19 protein-coding genes and 1 tRNA gene are annotated in these 19,337 nt (G+C 38.9%); 8 read left to right on the top strand and 12 right to left on the bottom strand.

What is annotated here, in order from left to right; genetic code table 11:
- The first annotated feature begins 41 nt into the window (after nucleotides 1-41).
- The 3 genes from ftsZ (at nucleotide 42) to DWA30_RS04075 (ending at nucleotide 2,754) form a co-directional block, all read left to right on the top strand.
- On the top strand, nucleotides 42-2,069 hold the full coding sequence (gene ftsZ, locus DWA30_RS04085) for a cell division protein FtsZ (RefSeq protein ID WP_114491269.1): 2,028 nt from the start codon (nucleotides 42-44) through the stop codon (nucleotides 2,067-2,069).
- A 151-nt stretch (nucleotides 2,070-2,220) separates the two neighbouring features.
- Nucleotides 2,221-2,673: a GatB/YqeY domain-containing protein gene (locus tag DWA30_RS04080; protein ID WP_114491268.1), complete on the top strand. Its 453-nt coding sequence runs from the start codon at nucleotides 2,221-2,223 to the stop codon at nucleotides 2,671-2,673.
- Between the two features lie 7 nt (nucleotides 2,674-2,680).
- Nucleotides 2,681-2,754: transfer RNA gene (locus tag DWA30_RS04075), tRNA-Arg, on the top strand.
- Nucleotides 2,755-3,008: 254 nt separating this feature from the next.
- Here DWA30_RS04075 and DWA30_RS04070 read toward each other — a convergent pair.
- On the bottom strand, nucleotides 3,009-3,809 hold the full coding sequence (locus tag DWA30_RS04070) for a sulfite exporter TauE/SafE family protein (protein ID WP_114491267.1): 801 nt from the start codon (nucleotides 3,807-3,809) through the stop codon (nucleotides 3,009-3,011).
- 253 nt (nucleotides 3,810-4,062) lie between these two features.
- Here DWA30_RS04070 and DWA30_RS04065 point away from each other — a divergent pair, with 253 nt between their 5' ends.
- Together DWA30_RS04065 and DWA30_RS04060 are read left to right on the top strand one after the other, a co-directional pair.
- Complete coding sequence (locus tag DWA30_RS04065; RefSeq protein ID WP_114491266.1) at nucleotides 4,063-4,524, top strand: Na(+)-translocating NADH-quinone reductase subunit F; 462 nt, start codon at nucleotides 4,063-4,065, stop codon at nucleotides 4,522-4,524.
- A gap of 399 nt (nucleotides 4,525-4,923) precedes the next feature.
- Complete coding sequence (locus tag DWA30_RS04060; RefSeq protein WP_114491265.1) at nucleotides 4,924-5,097, top strand: lmo0937 family membrane protein; 174 nt, start codon at nucleotides 4,924-4,926, stop codon at nucleotides 5,095-5,097.
- Nucleotides 5,098-5,227: 130 nt separating this feature from the next.
- On the opposite strand, the gene DWA30_RS04055 is transcribed toward DWA30_RS04060, so the two are convergent.
- Nucleotides 5,228-6,277 (bottom strand): helix-turn-helix domain-containing protein, encoded by a 1,050-nt coding sequence (locus DWA30_RS04055; protein ID WP_114491264.1) that lies wholly within the window; start codon nucleotides 6,275-6,277, stop codon nucleotides 5,228-5,230.
- 177 nt (nucleotides 6,278-6,454) lie between these two features.
- On the opposite strand from DWA30_RS04055, the gene DWA30_RS04050 reads away from it, so the two are divergent.
- From DWA30_RS04050 to DWA30_RS04040, 3 genes are all read left to right on the top strand, one after another.
- Nucleotides 6,455-6,988, top strand: coding sequence for a DUF8685 domain-containing protein (locus DWA30_RS04050; RefSeq protein WP_114491263.1), 534 nt, complete (start codon nucleotides 6,455-6,457; stop codon nucleotides 6,986-6,988).
- Nucleotides 6,989-7,027: 39 nt separating this feature from the next.
- Nucleotides 7,028-7,732, top strand: a complete 705-nt coding sequence (locus tag DWA30_RS04045) for a Bax inhibitor-1/YccA family protein (protein WP_114491262.1) — start codon at nucleotides 7,028-7,030, stop codon at nucleotides 7,730-7,732.
- 112 nt (nucleotides 7,733-7,844) lie between these two features.
- Entirely contained in the window at nucleotides 7,845-8,681 is an 837-nt protein-coding gene (locus DWA30_RS04040) for a zinc-dependent peptidase (RefSeq protein ID WP_114491261.1), read from the top strand.
- On the opposite strand, the gene DWA30_RS04035 is transcribed toward DWA30_RS04040, so the two are convergent.
- From DWA30_RS04035 to DWA30_RS03990, 10 genes are all read right to left on the bottom strand, one after another.
- Entirely contained in the window at nucleotides 8,678-9,643 is a 966-nt protein-coding gene (locus tag DWA30_RS04035; RefSeq protein ID WP_168421731.1) for a YpdA family putative bacillithiol disulfide reductase, read from the bottom strand. The genes DWA30_RS04040 and DWA30_RS04035 overlap by 4 nt on opposite strands.
- Nucleotides 9,644-9,748: 105 nt before the next feature.
- A complete protein-coding gene (locus tag DWA30_RS04030; protein ID WP_114491259.1) occupies nucleotides 9,749-12,034 on the bottom strand; it encodes a T9SS type A sorting domain-containing protein in 2,286 nt (761 codons plus the stop codon).
- A 210-nt stretch (nucleotides 12,035-12,244) separates the two neighbouring features.
- On the bottom strand, nucleotides 12,245-13,357 hold the full coding sequence (locus DWA30_RS04025) for a T9SS type A sorting domain-containing protein (RefSeq protein WP_114491258.1): 1,113 nt from the start codon (nucleotides 13,355-13,357) through the stop codon (nucleotides 12,245-12,247).
- A gap of 91 nt (nucleotides 13,358-13,448) precedes the next feature.
- Entirely contained in the window at nucleotides 13,449-14,531 is a 1,083-nt protein-coding gene (locus tag DWA30_RS04020) for an AraC family transcriptional regulator (protein WP_114491257.1), read from the bottom strand.
- A 78-nt stretch (nucleotides 14,532-14,609) separates the two neighbouring features.
- Nucleotides 14,610-15,272, bottom strand: coding sequence for a ribulose-phosphate 3-epimerase (gene rpe / locus DWA30_RS04015; RefSeq protein WP_114491256.1), 663 nt, complete (start codon nucleotides 15,270-15,272; stop codon nucleotides 14,610-14,612).
- Nucleotides 15,273-15,275: 3 nt separating this feature from the next.
- Nucleotides 15,276-15,674, bottom strand: coding sequence for a BLUF domain-containing protein (locus DWA30_RS04010; RefSeq protein ID WP_114491255.1), 399 nt, complete (start codon nucleotides 15,672-15,674; stop codon nucleotides 15,276-15,278).
- A gap of 114 nt (nucleotides 15,675-15,788) precedes the next feature.
- Nucleotides 15,789-16,652 carry a sigma-70 family RNA polymerase sigma factor gene (locus tag DWA30_RS04005; RefSeq protein ID WP_034261238.1) on the bottom strand — a complete coding sequence of 288 codons (864 nt, stop codon included), beginning with the start codon at nucleotides 16,650-16,652 and terminating at the stop codon, nucleotides 15,789-15,791.
- Between the two features lie 87 nt (nucleotides 16,653-16,739).
- A complete protein-coding gene (locus tag DWA30_RS04000; protein WP_114491254.1) occupies nucleotides 16,740-18,218 on the bottom strand; it encodes an outer membrane beta-barrel protein in 1,479 nt (492 codons plus the stop codon).
- Nucleotides 18,208-18,765 (bottom strand): RNA polymerase sigma factor, encoded by a 558-nt coding sequence (locus DWA30_RS03995; protein WP_114491253.1) that lies wholly within the window; start codon nucleotides 18,763-18,765, stop codon nucleotides 18,208-18,210. Before DWA30_RS03995 ends, DWA30_RS04000 begins: the two co-directional genes overlap by 11 nt.
- Before the next feature lie 22 nt (nucleotides 18,766-18,787).
- On the bottom strand, nucleotides 18,788-19,337 hold a 550-nt coding region (locus tag DWA30_RS03990; protein WP_136073151.1), incomplete at its 5' end, for an Lcl C-terminal domain-containing protein.

Here is a 19,337-nt window from a genome sequence, read left to right as displayed (position 1 = left end):
TCCGAAGCAATAACGGATAAAACCTCACAAAAATAAAACCTATGAGCAGCAACACAGAATTTGATAACATTTCGTTCGATCTGCCAAAAAACCAATCCAATGTCATAAAGGTCATCGGTGTAGGAGGTGGCGGAAGTAACGCCATTAATCACATGTTTAGCCAAGGCATCAAGGGCGTTGATTTTGTAATTTGTAATACCGATGCTCAAGCGTTGGAGAACAGCCCGGTTCCCATTAAGATTCAACTGGGTGTTTCTTTGACCGAAGGATTGGGAGCAGGAGCGAACCCTATGATTGGTGAGCAATCTGCCGTAGAAAGCATGGAGGAAATTAAGAACATGCTTACTACCAACACGAAAATGATCTTTATTACTGCAGGAATGGGCGGAGGTACCGGAACTGGAGCAGCGCCTATAATTGCTAAAATGGCGAAGGAACTCGATATACTTACAGTAGGTATTGTGACCATTCCTTTTCAATTTGAAGGCAAGATGCGAAACGATCAAGCGCAAATTGGAGTTGAAAACCTACGTCAAAATGTAGATTCGCTTATTGTTATCAATAATAATAAATTACGCGAAGTGTATGGAAATCTCGGATTCAAGGCTGGATTTTCTAAAGCCGATGAGGTCTTAGCTACGGCTGCTCGCGGTATTGCAGAGGTAATAACCCATCACTATACACAAAACATTGACTTGCGTGATGCAAAAACTGTGTTGGCCAATAGTGGAACTGCGATCATGGGTAGTTCGAGTGCTACTGGTGCAAACCGTGCGAAAGAGGCTATTTCTAAATCTTTGGATTCTCCATTGTTGAACGACAATAAGATTCGGGGTGCTAAGAATGTGTTGTTACTTATCGTGTCGGGTTCTGAAGAAATTACAATCGATGAAATTGGTGAGATTAGTGACCATATTCAGGATGAAGCAGGGCACAGCGCTAACATTATTATGGGAGTTGGTGAAGATGAAAACCTTGAGGGTGCAATTTCTATCACCGTTATAGCGACCGGCTTTGATGTAGAGCAACAAAACGAGATCGTAAATACAGAAGCGAAGAAGATCATTCATACTTTGGAAGAAGAGCAACGCGCTGAACAAGATCTTTCGGTAAAATCGGCGCCATCGGGTAAAGCATTTTCTAGTCCGTCGACTCAAAACCCACCTAAGGCTGAAGAGAAGGTAATACGTCATACGTTGTTCGAAGAGGAGACGCCGGCGCCTAAAAAGCAGAGTCCCGAGCCAAAATCACAGCAAGAGGAGTTGCCTTTTGAAGGGTATATCGCTTCTTCAGAATTAATAAAGAATATCGATGTGGCTTACGAAACGATCGATATTCATCATATCGCCGAGTTTGAGCAAATCCTTATCAATGAGATCGATGTTAACGATTTTGTGATCATTGATCCAAAAAAGCCTAAGAAGGACGTGACTATTACTTCGGAAACTTCAGAGGTTTCAGAGAATGAGGATCAAATGCTAATGTTCGATCTTCCTGTGAATCCTTCCGAAGCAAAAAAAGATAAAACGACAGAAAGTAAGGAGAAAGAAGAAGAATCGGAAACACTTACTGCAGGCGTAGAAGATATTGAAGTACAAGACCACATTGAGGTGGTTCCTGTCACCGAGCTTTCTGGAGAAGGTGTGAAGCGTTATAGCTTAGACGACTATCAAGAGGTGGAAACCAAATTGAATGAGGCCAAACCAAAGCGCAAAGAAGTAGCTGAAGAAGAGATCGTTTTTGAGAAAAAGACGGTGGCTGCTCCGGAAACTTCAGAAACAGAAGAAGAAACGGCAGAGGTTGATCCAATGAATGCGCCTATTTCTAAGCTGTTGCGAGATCGTGCAGAAGAGCGCAAAAAGAAAATGAAAGACTTTAATTACAAGTTTAGAAACAGTGCTTCTAAGATCGAAGATATTGAAAAGCAACCTGCATATAAACGAATGGGGATAGAATTAGACGATACAAAGAAGAGTGATACTAATTTATCACGCACTTCGGTAAATACCGATGATGATGATGTGGACCTTCGATCGAACAATTCTTTTCTGCATGATAATGTAGATTAAGAATACTGTTTAAGAAACAAAAGCCGGAGCAAATTTATTGCTTCGGTTTTTTTATGAATTATAACTTGATTGGAGACGTTTAGTAACACAAAAATTCTTTTCTAGGACAAACTTTATTGATTATCTTCGCAATCCGTAAAAACATAGGATAATGAGTTTACAGACCAAAGTAATGGAGGCCATGAAAGTCGCAATGAAAGCTAAAGATGCTCAATCTTTACAAGCATTGCGTGCGGTAAAATCGGCGTTGTTACTAGCGCAGACTGAGAGTGGTGCAGGAGCTAATTTAAGTGAAGATGACGAAATTAAACTGTTGCAAAAACTTGTAAAACAACGTAAGGACAGTGCTGCTATCTACACCGAACAAGGTAGAGAAGATCTAGCAGCTCCAGAATTGGCTGAAGCGGCTGCTATCGAGCAATTCTTGCCCGAACAACTAAGCGAGGAAGAAGTTGCCAAAGTGGTGGATGCCGTTATCGAAGATTTGAATGCTTCTTCTATGAAAGACATGGGGCAGGTGATGGGAGCGGCCAATAAGCGATTGGCAGGCAAGGCAGACGGTAAAACGATTTCGACCATCGTAAAAGCACGGTTGTCGAGTTAACATATTAGGCCGCGTGGCGCAACTGAATAGCGCATCAGATTTCGGCTCTGAGGGTTGGGGGTTTGAATCCCTCCGCGGTCACGAATAAATAAAACACCCGAGTGTAAAATCAAGTTTGCTTGAATTTTTAAGCTCGGGTGTTTTATTTTCAAAGCGGAGCTTTGAGGGATCACCGAGAGTAACGAGGTAATCTTTTATTTTCAAAGCGGAGCTTTGAGGGATCACCGAGAGTAACGAGGTACTCTTTTATTTTCAAAGCGGAGCTTTGAGGGATCACCGAGAGGATTAATTGGAATGCGATAAAAGTCTTTCCGAAGAAAAAGGAAATGACCGTGCTAAGGTGTTAGTTCTTTATACATGATATAGAATCCCATGAGTAAAACAAACCATCCAAAAGCTTTCTTTAATCTTTTACCATCTATAAATTTATTCAGCCAAATTCCTATAAATATTCCAACGATAGAAATAGAGGTAAATAACAGGAGAAAGGACCAATCGATGTCTAGATTCTCAATATCACCCACAAATCCAATAAGTGACTTGATAGCGATTATAAATAAAGACGTAGCCACTGCCTTTTTCATGGGTAGTTTGGCCAATAGCACTAAGGCCGGAATAATAAGGAATCCACCGCCTGCACCAACAATACCGGTGATGACACCAACTAAAAAGCCTTCGATGATTATTAAGGGATAATTAAATTTTCTAGGACCCGAGATCTGTTTTTTATCCTTTCTGTCCTTAATCATTGAGATCGCTGCTATTAACATAATCAATGCGAAGAACAACATAAGCGCTAGCTCCTTGGTAAGAATAAAATTGCCAACCGAAAACAATTCAGAAGGGATTGCTGGGATTAAGAACTTTCGTGTAAGATACACCGCTATAAAGGCGGGGATGGCAAAGATTATTGCCGTCTTAAAGTCCACTTTACCTTTCGTCATGTTTTGAATAGCACCAACAAGAGAAGTAGCGCCAACTACAAAGAGCGAATACCCTGTGGCGACAACCGGATTAAGGGACAATGCGTACACCAAGATAGGCACTGTAAGTATAGAGCCGCCTCCACCAATTAAGCCTAAGATAATCCCAATGCCAAGAGCGCCCAAATAACCTAATAGCTCTACGAATTCCATAGTAGCATAGGTTTGTATAAATGATTACAGGGCGAATATTTCATGCTTATAGCAGAAATTTATATGCTGATTGGTTGTGTTTTGGTTGCTTATTTTTACTGACAAAAGTCGAGTAAGCTTGGTGTAAGATACACAGATTACAGCAGTTTAGAAACTTCGATCTTCTAAAAGTTAAAGTGGATGTTATTGCATTCCATAACATCCACTTGATATTTTCTGTGTTTTTTCTTAATTTAAGCTAATAAACTTTATTATGAATCTTCCAACTCGACTCGATAGTGCCATCAAGAAGCTTTACGCTGCGTTTCATGAGGGTAGATTGCACCCAGAATGTTGCACCCAATGTGCTGTGGGAACTATTTGCGATAATTCTGATGCTTGGCGCCATTTGTCTGACGCGCATGGCTCGCCTCATGTTAACTATGTAGGACTTGTGCATCAGCGGTTGGGTAGAACGATAAACGGATATACCCCTTTAGAGCTATTAAAGATAGAAGCCGTTTTTTTAGCTGCGTGCGGATACGGAGTTCCATTGTCTCGCGATTCTGTTAGACCGGTAGACCCGTCCAACAAAGATATTTTATTTAAAGGCTTGTGCGCTGTTGTAGCACATTTATGTTTGTTAGACGGTGTAAAGGATGTCATGGATTATAGTCAGCTCTTTCAATATACCCCTCGCAGAACCAGCTGTAATAATGAGGGGGCTACGGTTTGATTTTACGCATCAATTCACCATTTTTAAAGTAAGGAACTATTCTAATCTATTGCTGTTGAACCAAAAACGTTACTTTTAGTTTGAATTACGACAATGCATTACCCTGCTATTGAGTATTTTCGAAGTATTGGTTTTAGTGCATCGTACGATGCAAATTTTAGATCAAAATTCTATGAAAAGGAAAATTAACATGAACAATTCAGGATAAACGGATAGACTATTGTTTTGAGTTTAGACCTGTTTGTTTTGTTTCATTGGTCTATTGTAGGAAACCCTCTTGTTTTGCAAGAGGGTTTCTGATTATATGAGTTAGAAATTGGAGGAATTGTGTTAGTGTTTTTTTTGTTTTTTTTTTAAATTAGTAGCAGTAATGTTTTATTTATAAGCAATTTACTTGTTATGTCTCGGTTATTTTTAATAGCAATCGTTGCAGTTTTAATCCTATGGGGTGTCGGATTCTTTTACTACGACCTTGGATTTGGAATACACGCCCTGCTCATTTTGGCAGGTATTTTGATTGTATTCAAACTGTTTCAAGAAGAGATGATTCGTTTCCGAAGAAGAAATAAATAAATGGGTAAAAACAGCCAACCAAACGATCGTATAATATGATACAATTCGTTAGCTGTTACAGCCATATATAAAGTAAATCGTAATCTCACAAGCGAATTACCATTAAAAAACCAATCTTAGATTGGTTTTTTTAGTTTACAATCTTAGTGGCATACTTCTTTAGTGCATCCTTGTTCTTTTTTCTGAAATCGGAAGGGGATATTAAATAATTTTCTTTGAATATCTTAGAGAAGTAGCTTTTGCTTGAGAGCCCTACGCGGGTTACAATCTCTGAAATATTTAGATCGGTACTCAACAGTAAGGTCTTTGCTAATTCTAGCCTTGTTTTTTGAACATACCCATTTACGGTAAGGTTATAAAGATGTTTAAATCCTTCTTGAAGTTTATTTACGTTTAAACCTACTCTTTCGGCAATGGTTTCTATTGTGTCGATATCAGATATCTCATCTTCAATAATCCTAGCCGCTTTATCGATAAGGGTTAACTCAGAACTTCTAAAAAGCGACCTGCTGTGCGCATCTTTTTGGTCGTCTTGATATTGAATGATTTGATGCGTTAAGATCTTGTAGGCCTTACCTTCTAAGAAGATGCGCTTAATAAAATTGTTGTGTTCAAAGCTTTCAATTTCTCTAAAAATATCTGCAGCGTGAAGGCTAAAGAATCCGTTGTAATAGAACGGTTCCTTGGCTGTTTTGTCTCTGAATAATTTCTGAAGATTAGGAGTGAGGTCACGAAGCTCGCAATCCATTTTATGCTGAAAATCTTCCCTGTTAATTTCTAAGCTACCTATGTTAGTTCTAATATTAGCCATAAACTTTAATATATGACCATCGTAATTTTTGCTCGCTACAATCGTATTTTGATACTGACTTAAGGTATTGAGGTCTGTTTCATTTTCAAAGCCGTGCAACAAATTTCCTTCTAAACAGTATAAAAATTTTAGAGGGTGGATGTCATTTACAATAAATTTGATTTCGAGTTCTTCTAAAAATTTACAATCGTAAATTAGAATACCCAATCCACCATCAAAGTTGATCCCTTTTATAGTGCCTTCTCCAATTTTTTCAGGGATTTTCAAAAAATAAATGCCACAACTTTCGTCGTATGTTGTGTTAAAGGCCTTTGCGAGATCTCTAATTACCTCCATAAGAGGCAGCGAGCTTACTTTTATCGTGTTCAATTGCTAGTATTTATTCCTCTAAGTTACGACTTTTGTAATTAATCTGTGCTCCAATATATTAGTCTATTGTTTGTTATTTGACCGTAGCACTTGTGTTTTATTGATATACAAAGAGTGCGTTACTTTTTTTTGGGAGTTGCTAAAAAAGTGTATTTTCACTCGCATTAAATAAATACGATGAAATCAATTTTAGGTATAGGCTCGCGAATAGACCATCCCGAACATGGCAAGGGTGTAGTTACCAATGTCACGGCAGACATGTACTGGGTTACATTTCTCGATAAAGGTTTAGAAACCATCGATGTCGATTCGAGTTTTGAGGTGATAGACGCAGTACAAGATGAAGTTGACACAGTAAGCTTTTACGAAGTGGAGCAAAGCCTTAAGGCTATTTTAAAGAAATGGAGCGATGTGACTGAAATAGTCCCAATTGCCGATAAATACAAAGGAGGCACACTGCTGCTTCAGCCAAAAGATAAAACCCTATCGTCTAAAGAGATTCCAATAGATACCTTTTTTCGTAAAGTAGTGCTGCTACGTGACCGCCTTCGAGTATTAGAGCAAAAGATAAACAGTTCTAGTGCGCTCGATGATCAAGACAAAGTAGATATTCAACAATATATCACACGTTGTTATGGTAGTCTTACGACCTTTAATGTCTTATTTAAGAACAATTCTCAACAATTTAAGGGCGAAAGTGCTAAGAAATAACGAATCGCCTTCAGAAACAAAAAAATAATACCACAATTTATGGAACAAATTCAATCGCAATATCCAACAGTAGGTAGTTTGACTAACGACAAAAGAGTAGCTTTTTATCGCAAAACCTATACGCATTTAGCTTTAGCAGTACTGCTTTTTATACTCGTCGAGATGATATTCTTTCAAATTCCAGCCTTGCTGGAGTTTGCACTGTCTTTAACACAGGGCTGGTTGTGGTTGCTTATGTTGGGAGGCTTTATGTTAGTTACCAATTATGCCGAGAAAATGGCGCTAAATTCACATGATATGAACAAACAGTACCTAGCATTGCTGATATATGTGGTAGCCGAAGCCTTTATTTTTATACCTCTTATCCTAATGGGAATGATGTATGCCGGTGATGGCGGACTCGAAATTTTAAATCAAGCTGCAGTAATTACCCTTTCCTTGTTCGTAGGTCTGTCGGCAGTAGTATTGTTATCTAAAAAAGACTTTTCTTTTTTGCGATCTATACTTACTATTGGCTTTTTTATAGCGCTAGGACTTATTGTAACAGGCGTTTTATTTGGGTTCGACCTTGGATTGTGGTTTAGTGTTGGAATGGTCGTTTTGGCGGCCGGCGCAATATTGTACCAAACCTCGAACATGGTTCATAAATACAGTGAAGATCAATATGTGGCTGCTTCCTTAGGATTATTCGCATCATTGATGTTACTTTTTTGGTATATACTTAGCATCCTATCGCGTGAGTAAGGCAGGTCGAAAAGCGGCAGGCACATACTAATTTTAAAAATAAGTCGTTTGTTTACAGTAGTTAACAAACGAAACGAGGTGGTTTGAGTTATCGCCTTTACCCCAATTCTATATGATGCTACTTTTACCACCCGATGAAAACGCTGCTTGGCTGGCTCCGTATGCCTACGGAATCGTCTTGCTAGGATTTGCATTTGTGCTATTCAGGGTTTTCGAAAATTGGTACGCAGAGCGTTTTAATAAGCCGTTGTTTAGACATTACATTGTCTATAAAAAACTCACCAAAGAACAACAGGAAATTCTTGAGAAAGAATTTACTTTTTACAATAAACTTTCCGACAGACACAAACGACAATTTCAACATAGGGTCGCCAATTTCATCGCACAAAAACGATTTATAGGACGAGATGGTCTTGAGATCACCGAACGAATGAAGGTTTTGCTGGCCGCGATGGGTTGTATGCTTAGCTTCGGAAGAAAAAATTACACCTATCCACTCATAGAATTCGTTTTATTGTACCCAACTAAATTTTACAGCAAAGCCAATGAGGCGTACCATATTGGCGAATTTAATCCACGGGAAAAAGCATTGGTGCTTTCGTGGGAAGATTTTGAAAAGGGATACAAAATAACAGACGACAACCTTAACCTTGGCATTCATGAATTTATGCATGCAATGCAGCTTGAAGCCAAGCAAGGACGTGATAGCGATTCTACTCGATTTACCCGACAGTTTCAGAATATCTTACGACAATTGACCCAACAAGAAGTGAAGGATAAACTAGATGAAACTCGATATTTTAGAGCGTATGCCTTTACGAATCAGTATGAATTTATGGCCGTAATGGCCGAGTACTTTTTTGAATCACCTCAAGAATTTAAGACCAATTTCCCGCTATTATACAACTACACTCAAAAATTACTGAATTTTAAGTTTGCAGGCTATTAAAGGTTATCACTTATGTGCTTAACTATAATATCTGCATGTACCCTAGAGTTTTCAATAAACCATTTGTGTGTTTCCATGCCCCCACAAATAACACCGGCAAGATAGAGGCCCGAAACATTGGTTTCCATTGTTTTTTCATCGTATTCTGGAAAACGATTAGCATCCTGTGTTAATCGTACTCCCATTTTTTCTAAGAAATCGAAATCGGGGCGATAACCGGTAAGTGCCAATACAAAATCGTTCGGAATTGTGGCAGTGCCTTCTGAAGTCTTAATTATAACTTCGTTTTCTTTTATTTCTGAAAGTTGGGCGTTAAAAAAAGCCTTAATGCTTCCTTCCTTAATTCGGTTTTCGATGTCCGGCTTCACCCAATATTTTACTCGATCGCCAATAGTAGCACCTCTAACGACCATCGTCACTTCGCCACCTTTTCGCCAAATTTCCAGAGCGGCATCCACGGCCGAATTGCTGGCGCCAACCACAATTACTTTTTGCAACACATACGGATGGGCTTCTTTAAAATAATGAGTGACCTTGGCTAGCTCTTCTCCGGGAATGTCTAACTTCTTAGGGATGTCGTAAAACCCTGTACCCACAATAACATTTTTAACCCGGTATCTGTTTTTCTCTGAAGTAACCATAAAGTAGTTTTCCACTTTTTCTACCGCAATCACTTCTTCATATAAGTTGATGTTTAAATTGTTTGATGTTACAACCCGCCTGTAATATTCTAAAGCCTCATCACGGTTGGGTTTAGGCTGATTGCTTATAAAAGGGATTCCACCGATCTCTAATTTTTCCGAAGTAGAAAAAAAAGTCATATTTAGTGGGTATTGGTATAACGAATTCGTCAACGGACCTTTTTCGACCACGACATAATCGAGCGCTCTTTTTTTACATTCCAATGCACAGGCAATTCCAATAGGTCCTGCGCCAATAATTAACACTTCTTTTTCGATAATCACGCGCTAGTTTTTGGTAAAGATAGAAAAGGACGACTCTAAATTAAATTTAAAATCGTCCTTTTAAGGAAATAAGTAGCTAAATAACAACTACAAGCTAGCGCTTTACTTTTTTAATAATTTTACCGTTGCAGTAATATCGTTTACTGTAATCTTACCAAAATAGATTCCACTTTCTTGCCCGGTTAGGTCCACTGTAGTTGTGTTTTTTCCGGGAACTACATCTGTGATAGTCGAGGAGGTAATTAATCTGCCTAACAAGTCGTAAACTTCAAGTGAAACAGGGGCAGCGTTGGCGATCTCGAAACTGATCGAAGTCTTATGATCAAACGGATTTGGATGACTAATAATTTGAAAATTGGAAGTCGTTTCAAATTCGTCGACAGCTAGAATTCGTTGCAATGACCTGTCGATACATTCGAAACCTGCGATCCCATTGGGGTTGTACAAACTAAATCCTTCACTTTGTGTAAGTGCCCAAATATTTCCGAAGGAATCCAACGCTATATCTTCCACTTGTTTATGGGCTAAAGGAGAGCTGCCATCAAGGAATGTAGTAAAGGTGTTACCTGTACCATCAAAATACGAGATACCTCCATAATACGGGGCTATTTGAGTGTTGTGGGCACTTAGGTAGATGGTATTGCTCGAATAATCAATATCTATGGCCGTTACGTTATCTGCCGCAATATTACTGTTAGTTTCATTCCAATTGGTCCAAGTGGTTCCGTCATATTTCCAAAGCCCATCGGTTGTAGCTAGCCACATATGTTCATTGCTGTCGAATTGAATATCTCTTATGTGTTCAATTCCTTGACCCGATAGGTCCATGTTGTTCCATGTGCCATTGTCGTAAATGTCTATGTTTTGATAACCGCCTATATACATGCTACCATTAGGATGTGCTGTTAAACAGTATGGGGGCGATGTTAAGCCATTGGAAAGGTTCCAAAGGGTCCAAGAGTCATTGTTCTTATCGTACATAAATGTGTTTCCATTGTAAGCGCGAATAAAGACTTCACCGTTTTCGGTGGCTTCAACTTCTTCGGGGAACTGAAGTCCGGGATGTGAATTCGTATTATCCCAGATCACCCAGGAGGCGTAATCTTGGTAATCGCCGTTTGGGATTTGAATGGCATACCCTGAAGTACCATCGAAGGTAAACCAGATGTCGCCATCGGCATCTTCAGAAATAGACGAGCCTATGGTCGTTTGATATAATGGTTGGGGGTTTGGAAACAGACCTTCATTGTTAGGACCATATACTTCCCAATTGGGGCAGTCAAAAACTTGAATTCCACCACTCCCGTTAGCAAACCATTTTCTTCCTTGGCTGTCTATAAAGATATCGTTGTTAAAATTATCTGGCAATCCGGTGTTGTATCGTGTATATCTCGTCCAATCGGTTCCATCAAATTTTCCTACAACGCCATAACCCGAAACCCAATAATTTCCACTATTGTCAATATAGCAATCGTAGATCGAAAAGTTTACAGTTTCCAGTTGCCACGTAGTGCCATCGTACATAAGGATTCTTCCATTACTACTTTCAGCGATCATAACAGCATCGCCTTTAAGATGCATAGAGCGACCGTTAAAATTAGTAACAGGCCATTCGTTACTGTTTATTTGAGTCCAATTGCTGCCATCAAAAATATCGATGGCATTTCCTACCAACGCCCAAACCCGATCCTGATCATCGATAGCGACTTTGGCTATATCGTTTGAAGACAATTCACTATTTGAAGTGTTGTAAACTGTAAATGCAGCTCCGTCGTAGGAAATAAGTCCATTGTCTGATGCGATCCATTTCACATTGTTGACATCAACTGCGATATCACGAAATTGTGTGGCAGCAGGAAGTTCAGAATTAGCACTTGTAAAGTACTGCCATGCTGTGCCATCGAAGTATCCAATTCCTGCAAGTGAAAGGTCTGAGTTGGTTGCAACCACCCACGGGTCGTCGTTGCTATCGATGGCAATGCTTTCTATTTGATCGGATAGTAAGGTTGTGTTGGTAGTGTCGAAATGCTCCCAAACCAATCCGTCTTCCGAAGTTGTTAACCCAGATTCGGTGGCCACCCAAATGATTCCTGTGCTATCGAATGCAATATCGAATATAAGTCCATTTGGTAAATAGTTTTCAGAATAGGTGCCCCAATTGGTATAAACGGTGTCGTTGGTCGCGATACGAACTAAGCTGCCATGATCGGAGGATGAAGTATAGCCGCCAGTCCAAATATTATCGAAAGCATCGCCTTGAATTGTAAAATGTGACTGTCCGCCAATTCCTGTATTATCGGTTCTAACATAAGCCCAATTAGGATCTTGAGCAAAAAGTGGTAAAGAAATGAAGCATAGAATAAGTATGCAGAGTAGTGTTTTTTTCATGATTTCCCTTTTATATAACAACAGCTAAATCCTGTTTTACCCTACGTTCAAAAAAGAGTGTTCTTAAAAATAGCATAAATGAAGGTCGCCAACATTAAGATACAAAAAATTTAAAAAATCTTCAAATAGCTTATGATCAAGTAAAAGTCTGCTTAATTGAATTTTTAAGCAGACTTATTTAGTGATTAGGGAGTAGTAATCTATCTTAATTTACTTTTTTTTTACGACTATTTTTTGAGTAACTTTTTTGTTTGGATTACTTGCTAGGAGGAAATAAATTCCTTCTTTTAAATTGCTTGCACTCCACATGTTGGTTGAAGTTAGATCGATAATCGCAATCTTTTTTCCGCTAATATCAAACACCTGAAGAGAACGGAAAGTGTCTAAAGTGGCCGGTTCGATTAAAAATTGATCCCCTATGGTGGGGGTGACCAAAATGTTGTCTTTGTCGTAATCAGGTATGTTCAATGTGGCATCTCTTAGTACGACTGCATTAGGCTGCAATAGGTTTCCGTCGCCGGCAGTGACAATGTCTTCTATAAACATCCCTTCACTATCAAAAAGTTTTACGGCTCCGGTTCCACCATCTCCAATAAGAATGTTTCCGTTGGGATAAAAATCTACTCCTTCCGGCTGACTTAGACCATCGATAAAAATTTCCATAAAAGTACCGTTACTGTCAAACTTCTTCACGTTTCCTGCGGTCCAGTCTAGGACATACAAGTTGTCGTTGTCATCGAAAAAAATGTTTGTAGGACCTTGCAAGTTGGAGTCAATAAACAATCCTTGGTCAGCTCCAGTAGTGTCAAATTTTCTAACCGAGGCTCCACCAAAGGAGGAAACGTATAAATTACCATTGCTGTCCCAATCCAGACCAATGCTTTGGTTTACACCCACCGTGGTAAATTCACCGGCAAAAGTGCCATCCTGTTCGTAAGTAAATACAGTGCCATTGCCTTGCCATTGTAACACATAAATTAGGTTGTCCGGTCCAATTTTCATTCGAGTCGGGCCGCCAATCCCAGAGGCAAAGTTGGATTGAAAATCACCACTGTTGGCATCGTACTTTGTAATTTCTCCGGTGTTTAGATTAGAAACAAGCATGGCATCTTGATCTTCTAAAAACAAGATGTCTTGTGGCCAGGCTAAGTTTTCGGTTGTAATTTGCTGTGGGTTGTCACCGTTCTCATCAAACATTAAAAGTTGCCATGGCGGATTGTTGAAATTGCCGGCATCGGACACATAGATCTTAAAATCTTGAGCAGATCCAGATACGAAAGCCAAGAATAGGCTTAGTAACAAAAGGTAGTTCGTTTTTTTCATGATGTTGAATTTTATAATTTCCGAAGAATAAATTCTGAAAAATCTACCGTAAAGGAGTATGTATTTATAAAATGAAACTTAAAATGTAGGGTTAGGCTTTTAAAAGTCGGTGTCTATACTCTGAAGGCGTGCAATTATGTTTTTCTTTAAAGGCCTTATAAAATGTGGCCTTATTATTAAACCCCACGTCGAAATAGATCATCTTTACAGACATGGTTGGCTGCGTTAGTAACAGTTCTTCTGAAGCTCTTAAACGATATTCGTTTACAAAGGTGTTAAAATTTACCCCGGATTTATTATTAATTACTTTGGAAAGTAGGTGTGTAGAAAAACCCACTTGATCGGCTAAATTTACGAGTCTTAGCTCATTATCGGTGTAAGGTTTTTCAGATTCCATATAGTGAACTACATGATCGTAAAACTCATTGAGCAATTCTGATTCTAGGGTGTCTCCTTGGTTGGGACTAGGCAGAAATAATTCTGCGTATAATTCGCCGTCAAATATACTTGGTTGTTTAATTACAAAATATCCAATCGCGTAAATAGATACACTCATCGAGATTGAGATCATATAATCCCATTGCGGATTAAAAAAAGCAAAGTTTACCAGTGTGTAATAGGAGATATAGGCAAGAATAAAAACACCGAACAAGAACAATAACGTATTCGCCCAACGCCGTCTTAGAGCACTATATTGACTCGAAGCCACTCTTTTTTTTCTTGTGATCTGAAAAATGATAAAAAAGTATAAAACTAAATGTACGGCGATCACCCATCCGTTCAACATAAAGAGAACGGGTGTGACTGTCTCACGAATTCCGGCATACGCCAACCAAAGCCATATATTTGGCGTTAGAGCGATCAAGGCAGGCAGAAAATGAACATAGGCAGGAATCGTGCTTTCTACGCGGAACAACCCCTTAAAATAGAGATATAACAGTGGTCCAATACAATAATAACAAACGGCAGGAAAGTAGGACAAATAGGGAAACAGTTGTTGGTATCCCGTCCAGTAAAGTACATATTGAAAAAGGATCAAGCTAAATGCCAATAGCACGAAAGCAATTGGAAGGTTTTTTCTATTTCGGGTAGCGATTAAAATGAAAAACAGAAATAACCCCATTGCAACGGCAATAAGAAAAGCGGAGGTCCAAGTATCGAAACTAGGTTTCATGCAGTACAATTCTCCTTAAATGTACTAAAAAGAAGGAGGAGATTGTCTATAATTATAATTTTGAACTAAGCTCTAGGGTTATTCAGACACCAACGACCTAAGATCATCTATGGTCTGTTTAGGATTTGCAGATCCAAAAACGTAGCTTCCCGCAACGAGTACATCTGCCCCTGCGCCTACCAATTGTTTGGCATTTGCATTGGTAACCCCTCCATCGATTTCTATCTTGGTAGTGGCACCTCTATCGCTAATAATAGCTTTTAAGTCGGTTACTTTTTTATAGGTGTTTTCTATAAAGCTTTGTCCACCAAAGCCTGGATTTACACTCATCATACAAACCAGATCTATATCTTGAATGGTGTCTTCTAATAGATTAACAGATGTATGCGGATTGAGTGCTACACCGGCTTGCATTCCTTCAGCTTTAATCGCTTGAAGGGTGCGGTGTAAGTGAGTGCATGCTTCGTAATGAACCGTTAAGGTGTTTGCTCCAAGATCTGCAAAAGTTTTAATATAGCGATCGGGATCTACGATCATTAAATGGACATCCAATGGTTTTTTTGCATAGGTTGCGATACTTTTTAAGACCGGCATTCCGAAGGAAATATTCGGCACAAAGACGCCGTCCATAATATCTATGTGAAACCAATCGGCATCACTTTCGTTTATCATTTCAATATCGCGTTGAAGATTGGCAAAATCGGCTGCAAGTATGGAAGGGGCAAGTAGTGTGTTACTCATAATTTATAGTAAAAATGGTTCTAAGACTCCTGCAATATTTTTAGATCGAGGAATCGTGGCATCGGCATCGGTTAAATATTGTTTTAGGTTTTCAAGATCACTTTTGTTCTTAAGAATACTAAAGCCCGATCTGTAATTTTCAAAAATACGATCTTCGATCTTCTTATCGAGTATGATAAATATATTTTTATGTCGAGGATCTTGACGAATTGTTTTAAAAAGGGTTTCTAAGATAGTGCTATCTCCTTCTAACACTTGAAGAAAATTACGTTCGAAATGCAGAAGGACACCTGTGATGCCGTTTTCGGAATTATTAGACTGCGTACTATTAAATATAGCATCTAAACCTGCTTTGGTCAAGTCTTCGGACGTATTACTAATATACAAAATGGTGTGTAGCACGCAAGTTGATTTGAGTTATAAAGATAGAAAAAACCTCCGGTAATCAGCCGGAGGTCATTCATCAATCAAAAAACGAACAGTATGTTTAATACTGTTTGTTGCTGTTATTGGGTTTTAACCCAAATAGGTCTTTAAAATCTTGCTTCTTGAAGTGTGCTTTAGTCGGCGGATCGCTTTCTCCTTAATTTGCCGAACACGCTCTCGTGTAAGGTCGAAAGTTTCTCCAATCTCCTCAAGGGTCATAGGGTGTTGATCGCCCAATCCAAAATAAAGTCGGATCACATCGGCTTCTCTTGGTGTTAATGTCTCTAGAGCACGTTCGATTTCGGTACGCAACGATTCGTGTAATAATGAACGGTCCGGGTTAGGAGATTCTCCACTTCGCAGTACATCATACAAGTTAGAATCTTCTCCTTCTACCAGTGGCGCATCCATGGATACGTGACGTCCAGAATTCTTCATGGATTCTTTTACGTCATTGATTGTCATGTCTAATTCTTTCGCAATTTCTTCTGCGGAAGGGGGTCGTTCATGCGCTTGCTCTAAAAAGGCAAATGTCTTATTTATTTTATTGATGCTTCCAATCTTATTAAGTGGAAGTCGTACAATACGAGATTGCTCTGCTAATGCTTGTAAAATGGATTGGCGAATCCACCAAACAGCATAGGATATAAATTTAAAACCACGCGTTTCATCAAAACGTTGCGCTGCTTTTATGAGACCTAAGTTTCCTTCGTTAATTAGGTCGGGTAGTGTAAGCCCTTGATTTTGGTATTGCTTTGCTACCGAAACAACGAATCGCAAGTTAGCTTTTGTAAGCTTTTCTAGTGCGCGTTGGTCACCCGCTTTTATGCGTTGTGCCAATTCTACTTCTTCGTCTGCGGTAATTAAGTCAACTTTTCCAATTTCCTGAAGGTACTTGTCTAAAGAGGCAGTTTCCCTGTTGGTAACCTGCTTGGTGATTTTAAGTTGTCTCATTAAGTTGTCTCCTGTATTACTAGGTTAAATTTGTGTGTCTATTAGGTTATACGTAAAATAGCCAAAAAGGTTACAAACTTATTCAAATTATTTGAGGTTTAGGTTGTACCTTATTCCTGTATAAACTCCTAGCAGGTATGTTTTACCATCGAATGAAATATTTTCTAAGGTGTTAATTTGATATTTAAAGGTAGGATCGAGAGTAATCGTTAGGCGGTTCGAAAGGTTATAATATAATCCAACACCGGCATTAAGACTAAAGTTACCTTTAGAAAGATTATTTGAAGATCCGATGCGATAACGATCTCCTGCTTGATTCTCTAAATACAGATCATTATTGATTAAAAAATAGGTGCTAATTCCGCCGTAAACATGAACTCCGAATCTATTTTCAGAAAATCGGTACGAGACCTGTAATGGCATTTCAATGTATTCGATTTCTTGTAACAAACGAGTGGTAGATGCACCATTTATAAATTCGGCTACAGATGCAGTTGAAACTCCGTTGGCTACTTGTAAATTGGTGTAACTTAAAATGGCCGTAGAATCTGCGGGAAACCCTGTCTGAATATCATTCGTTGTATAACCAAGCTTCGTTTTAATTACATGGTAGTTCAATGAAAATTTATCAGTCAGCGCAAAATGAACACCAAGCCCATACGCAAAATTAATACGAGCAGATTTATCTTTTCCAACCAATTCTTGATCGATAGTCGAACCATTCCGCGAAGCTTCAAAAAGAACAGGAGCGGCTATAGCTGAAACACTCCACGGATTTTTTCTTTGATTTTCGATGGAATCCGATTTCGCAGTTTCTTCCATCGAAATACTCCTTTTTTTTGTAATACGTTCTGCTAGTTTTCTATCTCTATCGGCCTTGAGGCTGTCTAATACCTTTTTAGCCTGTTGTCTTTCTGAAATTGCAGTTTCTTTTGTGCTAGTAACATCTTCAGACTTATTAAAATCTCCTATTAACTTCTTTTCGCTGTCTTGGTTTCGATCATTGCTTGACACAGAAGTAATGGTGTTATCCACATTCTTAGTATTTGTAGTTGTAGGAGCTGTTGTCTTCTCTTGAACATTATTATTTTGAGCTTGGGTAATTGCTTTGTCAATCGTATTAGGCAAATCATCAGCGGTTATTTGGTAGGTAATTGGTCGTTTATCTTGGTTGGTTGATTGATTTAGCTGAAGTAGATTAGTAGTGTCGTTTCTTTTTTCTGAAGTAATCGCTGTAGGAATCTGTAATGGCTTCAACTGAATTGAATCGATAGGGATCGTTTCGTTATTTATATCCTCGTTATTGCCTTCTGTGGTGGTTACAGGTGGGTTCGATCTAAGTGACGGCTGTTCGTGGTACGGCAGCAACCAATTCACACTAAAAATAACTAAAATGGCTAATCCTAATCCGCCTGTAATATACCACCAAAGATGTAATTTGCGTCTTTGTTGTTCTTCTTCGTCAAGATAGGTGTTAATACGTTCCCAGACTCGTTCGCTAGGCGCTTTTTGTGTGCCGGTTAACCGCTGTTCTATTTTAGATCCAATATCTTGTTTACGCTCCATAATTCGATGTCTTTTTATTAGTGGACATTTGTTCTTTGGCTAAGCTTTTCCGAAGTAAAGCTTTGGCGCGATGGTAATTCGATTTAGAAGTACCCTCATGTATGGCTAGCATGGAAGCAATTTCTTTATGTGTGAATCCATCCAACTGATATAAGTTGAAAACTATTCTATATTGGTCGGGTAATTGTTGAATCGCCAATAGTATAACATCGATAGAAACACGTCCTAAATCTAGTTCGGTCGAAGGTTCGGTTAGTTGGTTCTCCTGTATTTCCATCGGAATCTCTTTTCTAGATTTATAATGGTCTATCGATTTAAATATGGCAATACGTTTCATCCATCCTTCGAAGGATCCTTTGCCTTTATACGTCTTAATTTTATCTAATATGGTAATGAACACGTCATGAAATACATCTTCAGCTTCCGTGTCATTCCTACTGTATTTGCAGCAGGTCATAAAGAGTGAGTCCTTATACGATTCGTATAAGATTCGCTGTGCCTTTCGGTCACGTTTACAACAGGCTTGTATAAGTTGTTTTTCTGTCAACAAATGTGGTGTTACATAGTACTTAAAACGATCTAACTGGTCGTGCTTTTAATGAGTTGTTACCTTTACTTGTGTTTACTTTCCTCGTGGCCGCTAGCAGGAGAGTGGCACTAAAATCAGATACATAACATTTGTAATACCCTTCATCTCCATCTGGTAGCGATTCCGAAGAAGACATATAGATACTGTTTTCGGGATCAGATTGCTCAAAATTAACTATCGCATTTTTGTGTATATACATTACTTCCAATTCATTAATAGACGGTAAATACCAGTTGTTAAAACCATTCAACTCTAATTCGGCACACCATTTAGAAGCCGTATTCTCATCTGGGCAGTTTGATACAATCGAACGGGTATTTGTCGTTGCTGTTGCAATTGCAACTTGCTGTGCTGTTGAGCTCATTGAGGCAACACAGCCCCAAATGTCTGGAAATCTGTCTAGGTCTTCCGTAGCAGCAATGAGTCCATGTTCGCCAGTTTCATCAATAAAAAAATCCATACCACCCTCATACATATCACCAATCTTTAAGGGTGTCGGTGTGTTTTCTTCGGAAGGTGTTCTCTCGTCA

Origin of the sequence: Candidatus Ulvibacter alkanivorans (assembly GCF_003333325.1) — a bacterium.
GTDB lineage: Bacteria > Bacteroidota > Bacteroidia > Flavobacteriales > Flavobacteriaceae > Ulvibacter_A > Ulvibacter_A alkanivorans.
The sequence above is the reverse complement of the archived record's forward strand: the minus strand, read 5'-3'. Positions and strand labels throughout refer to the sequence as shown.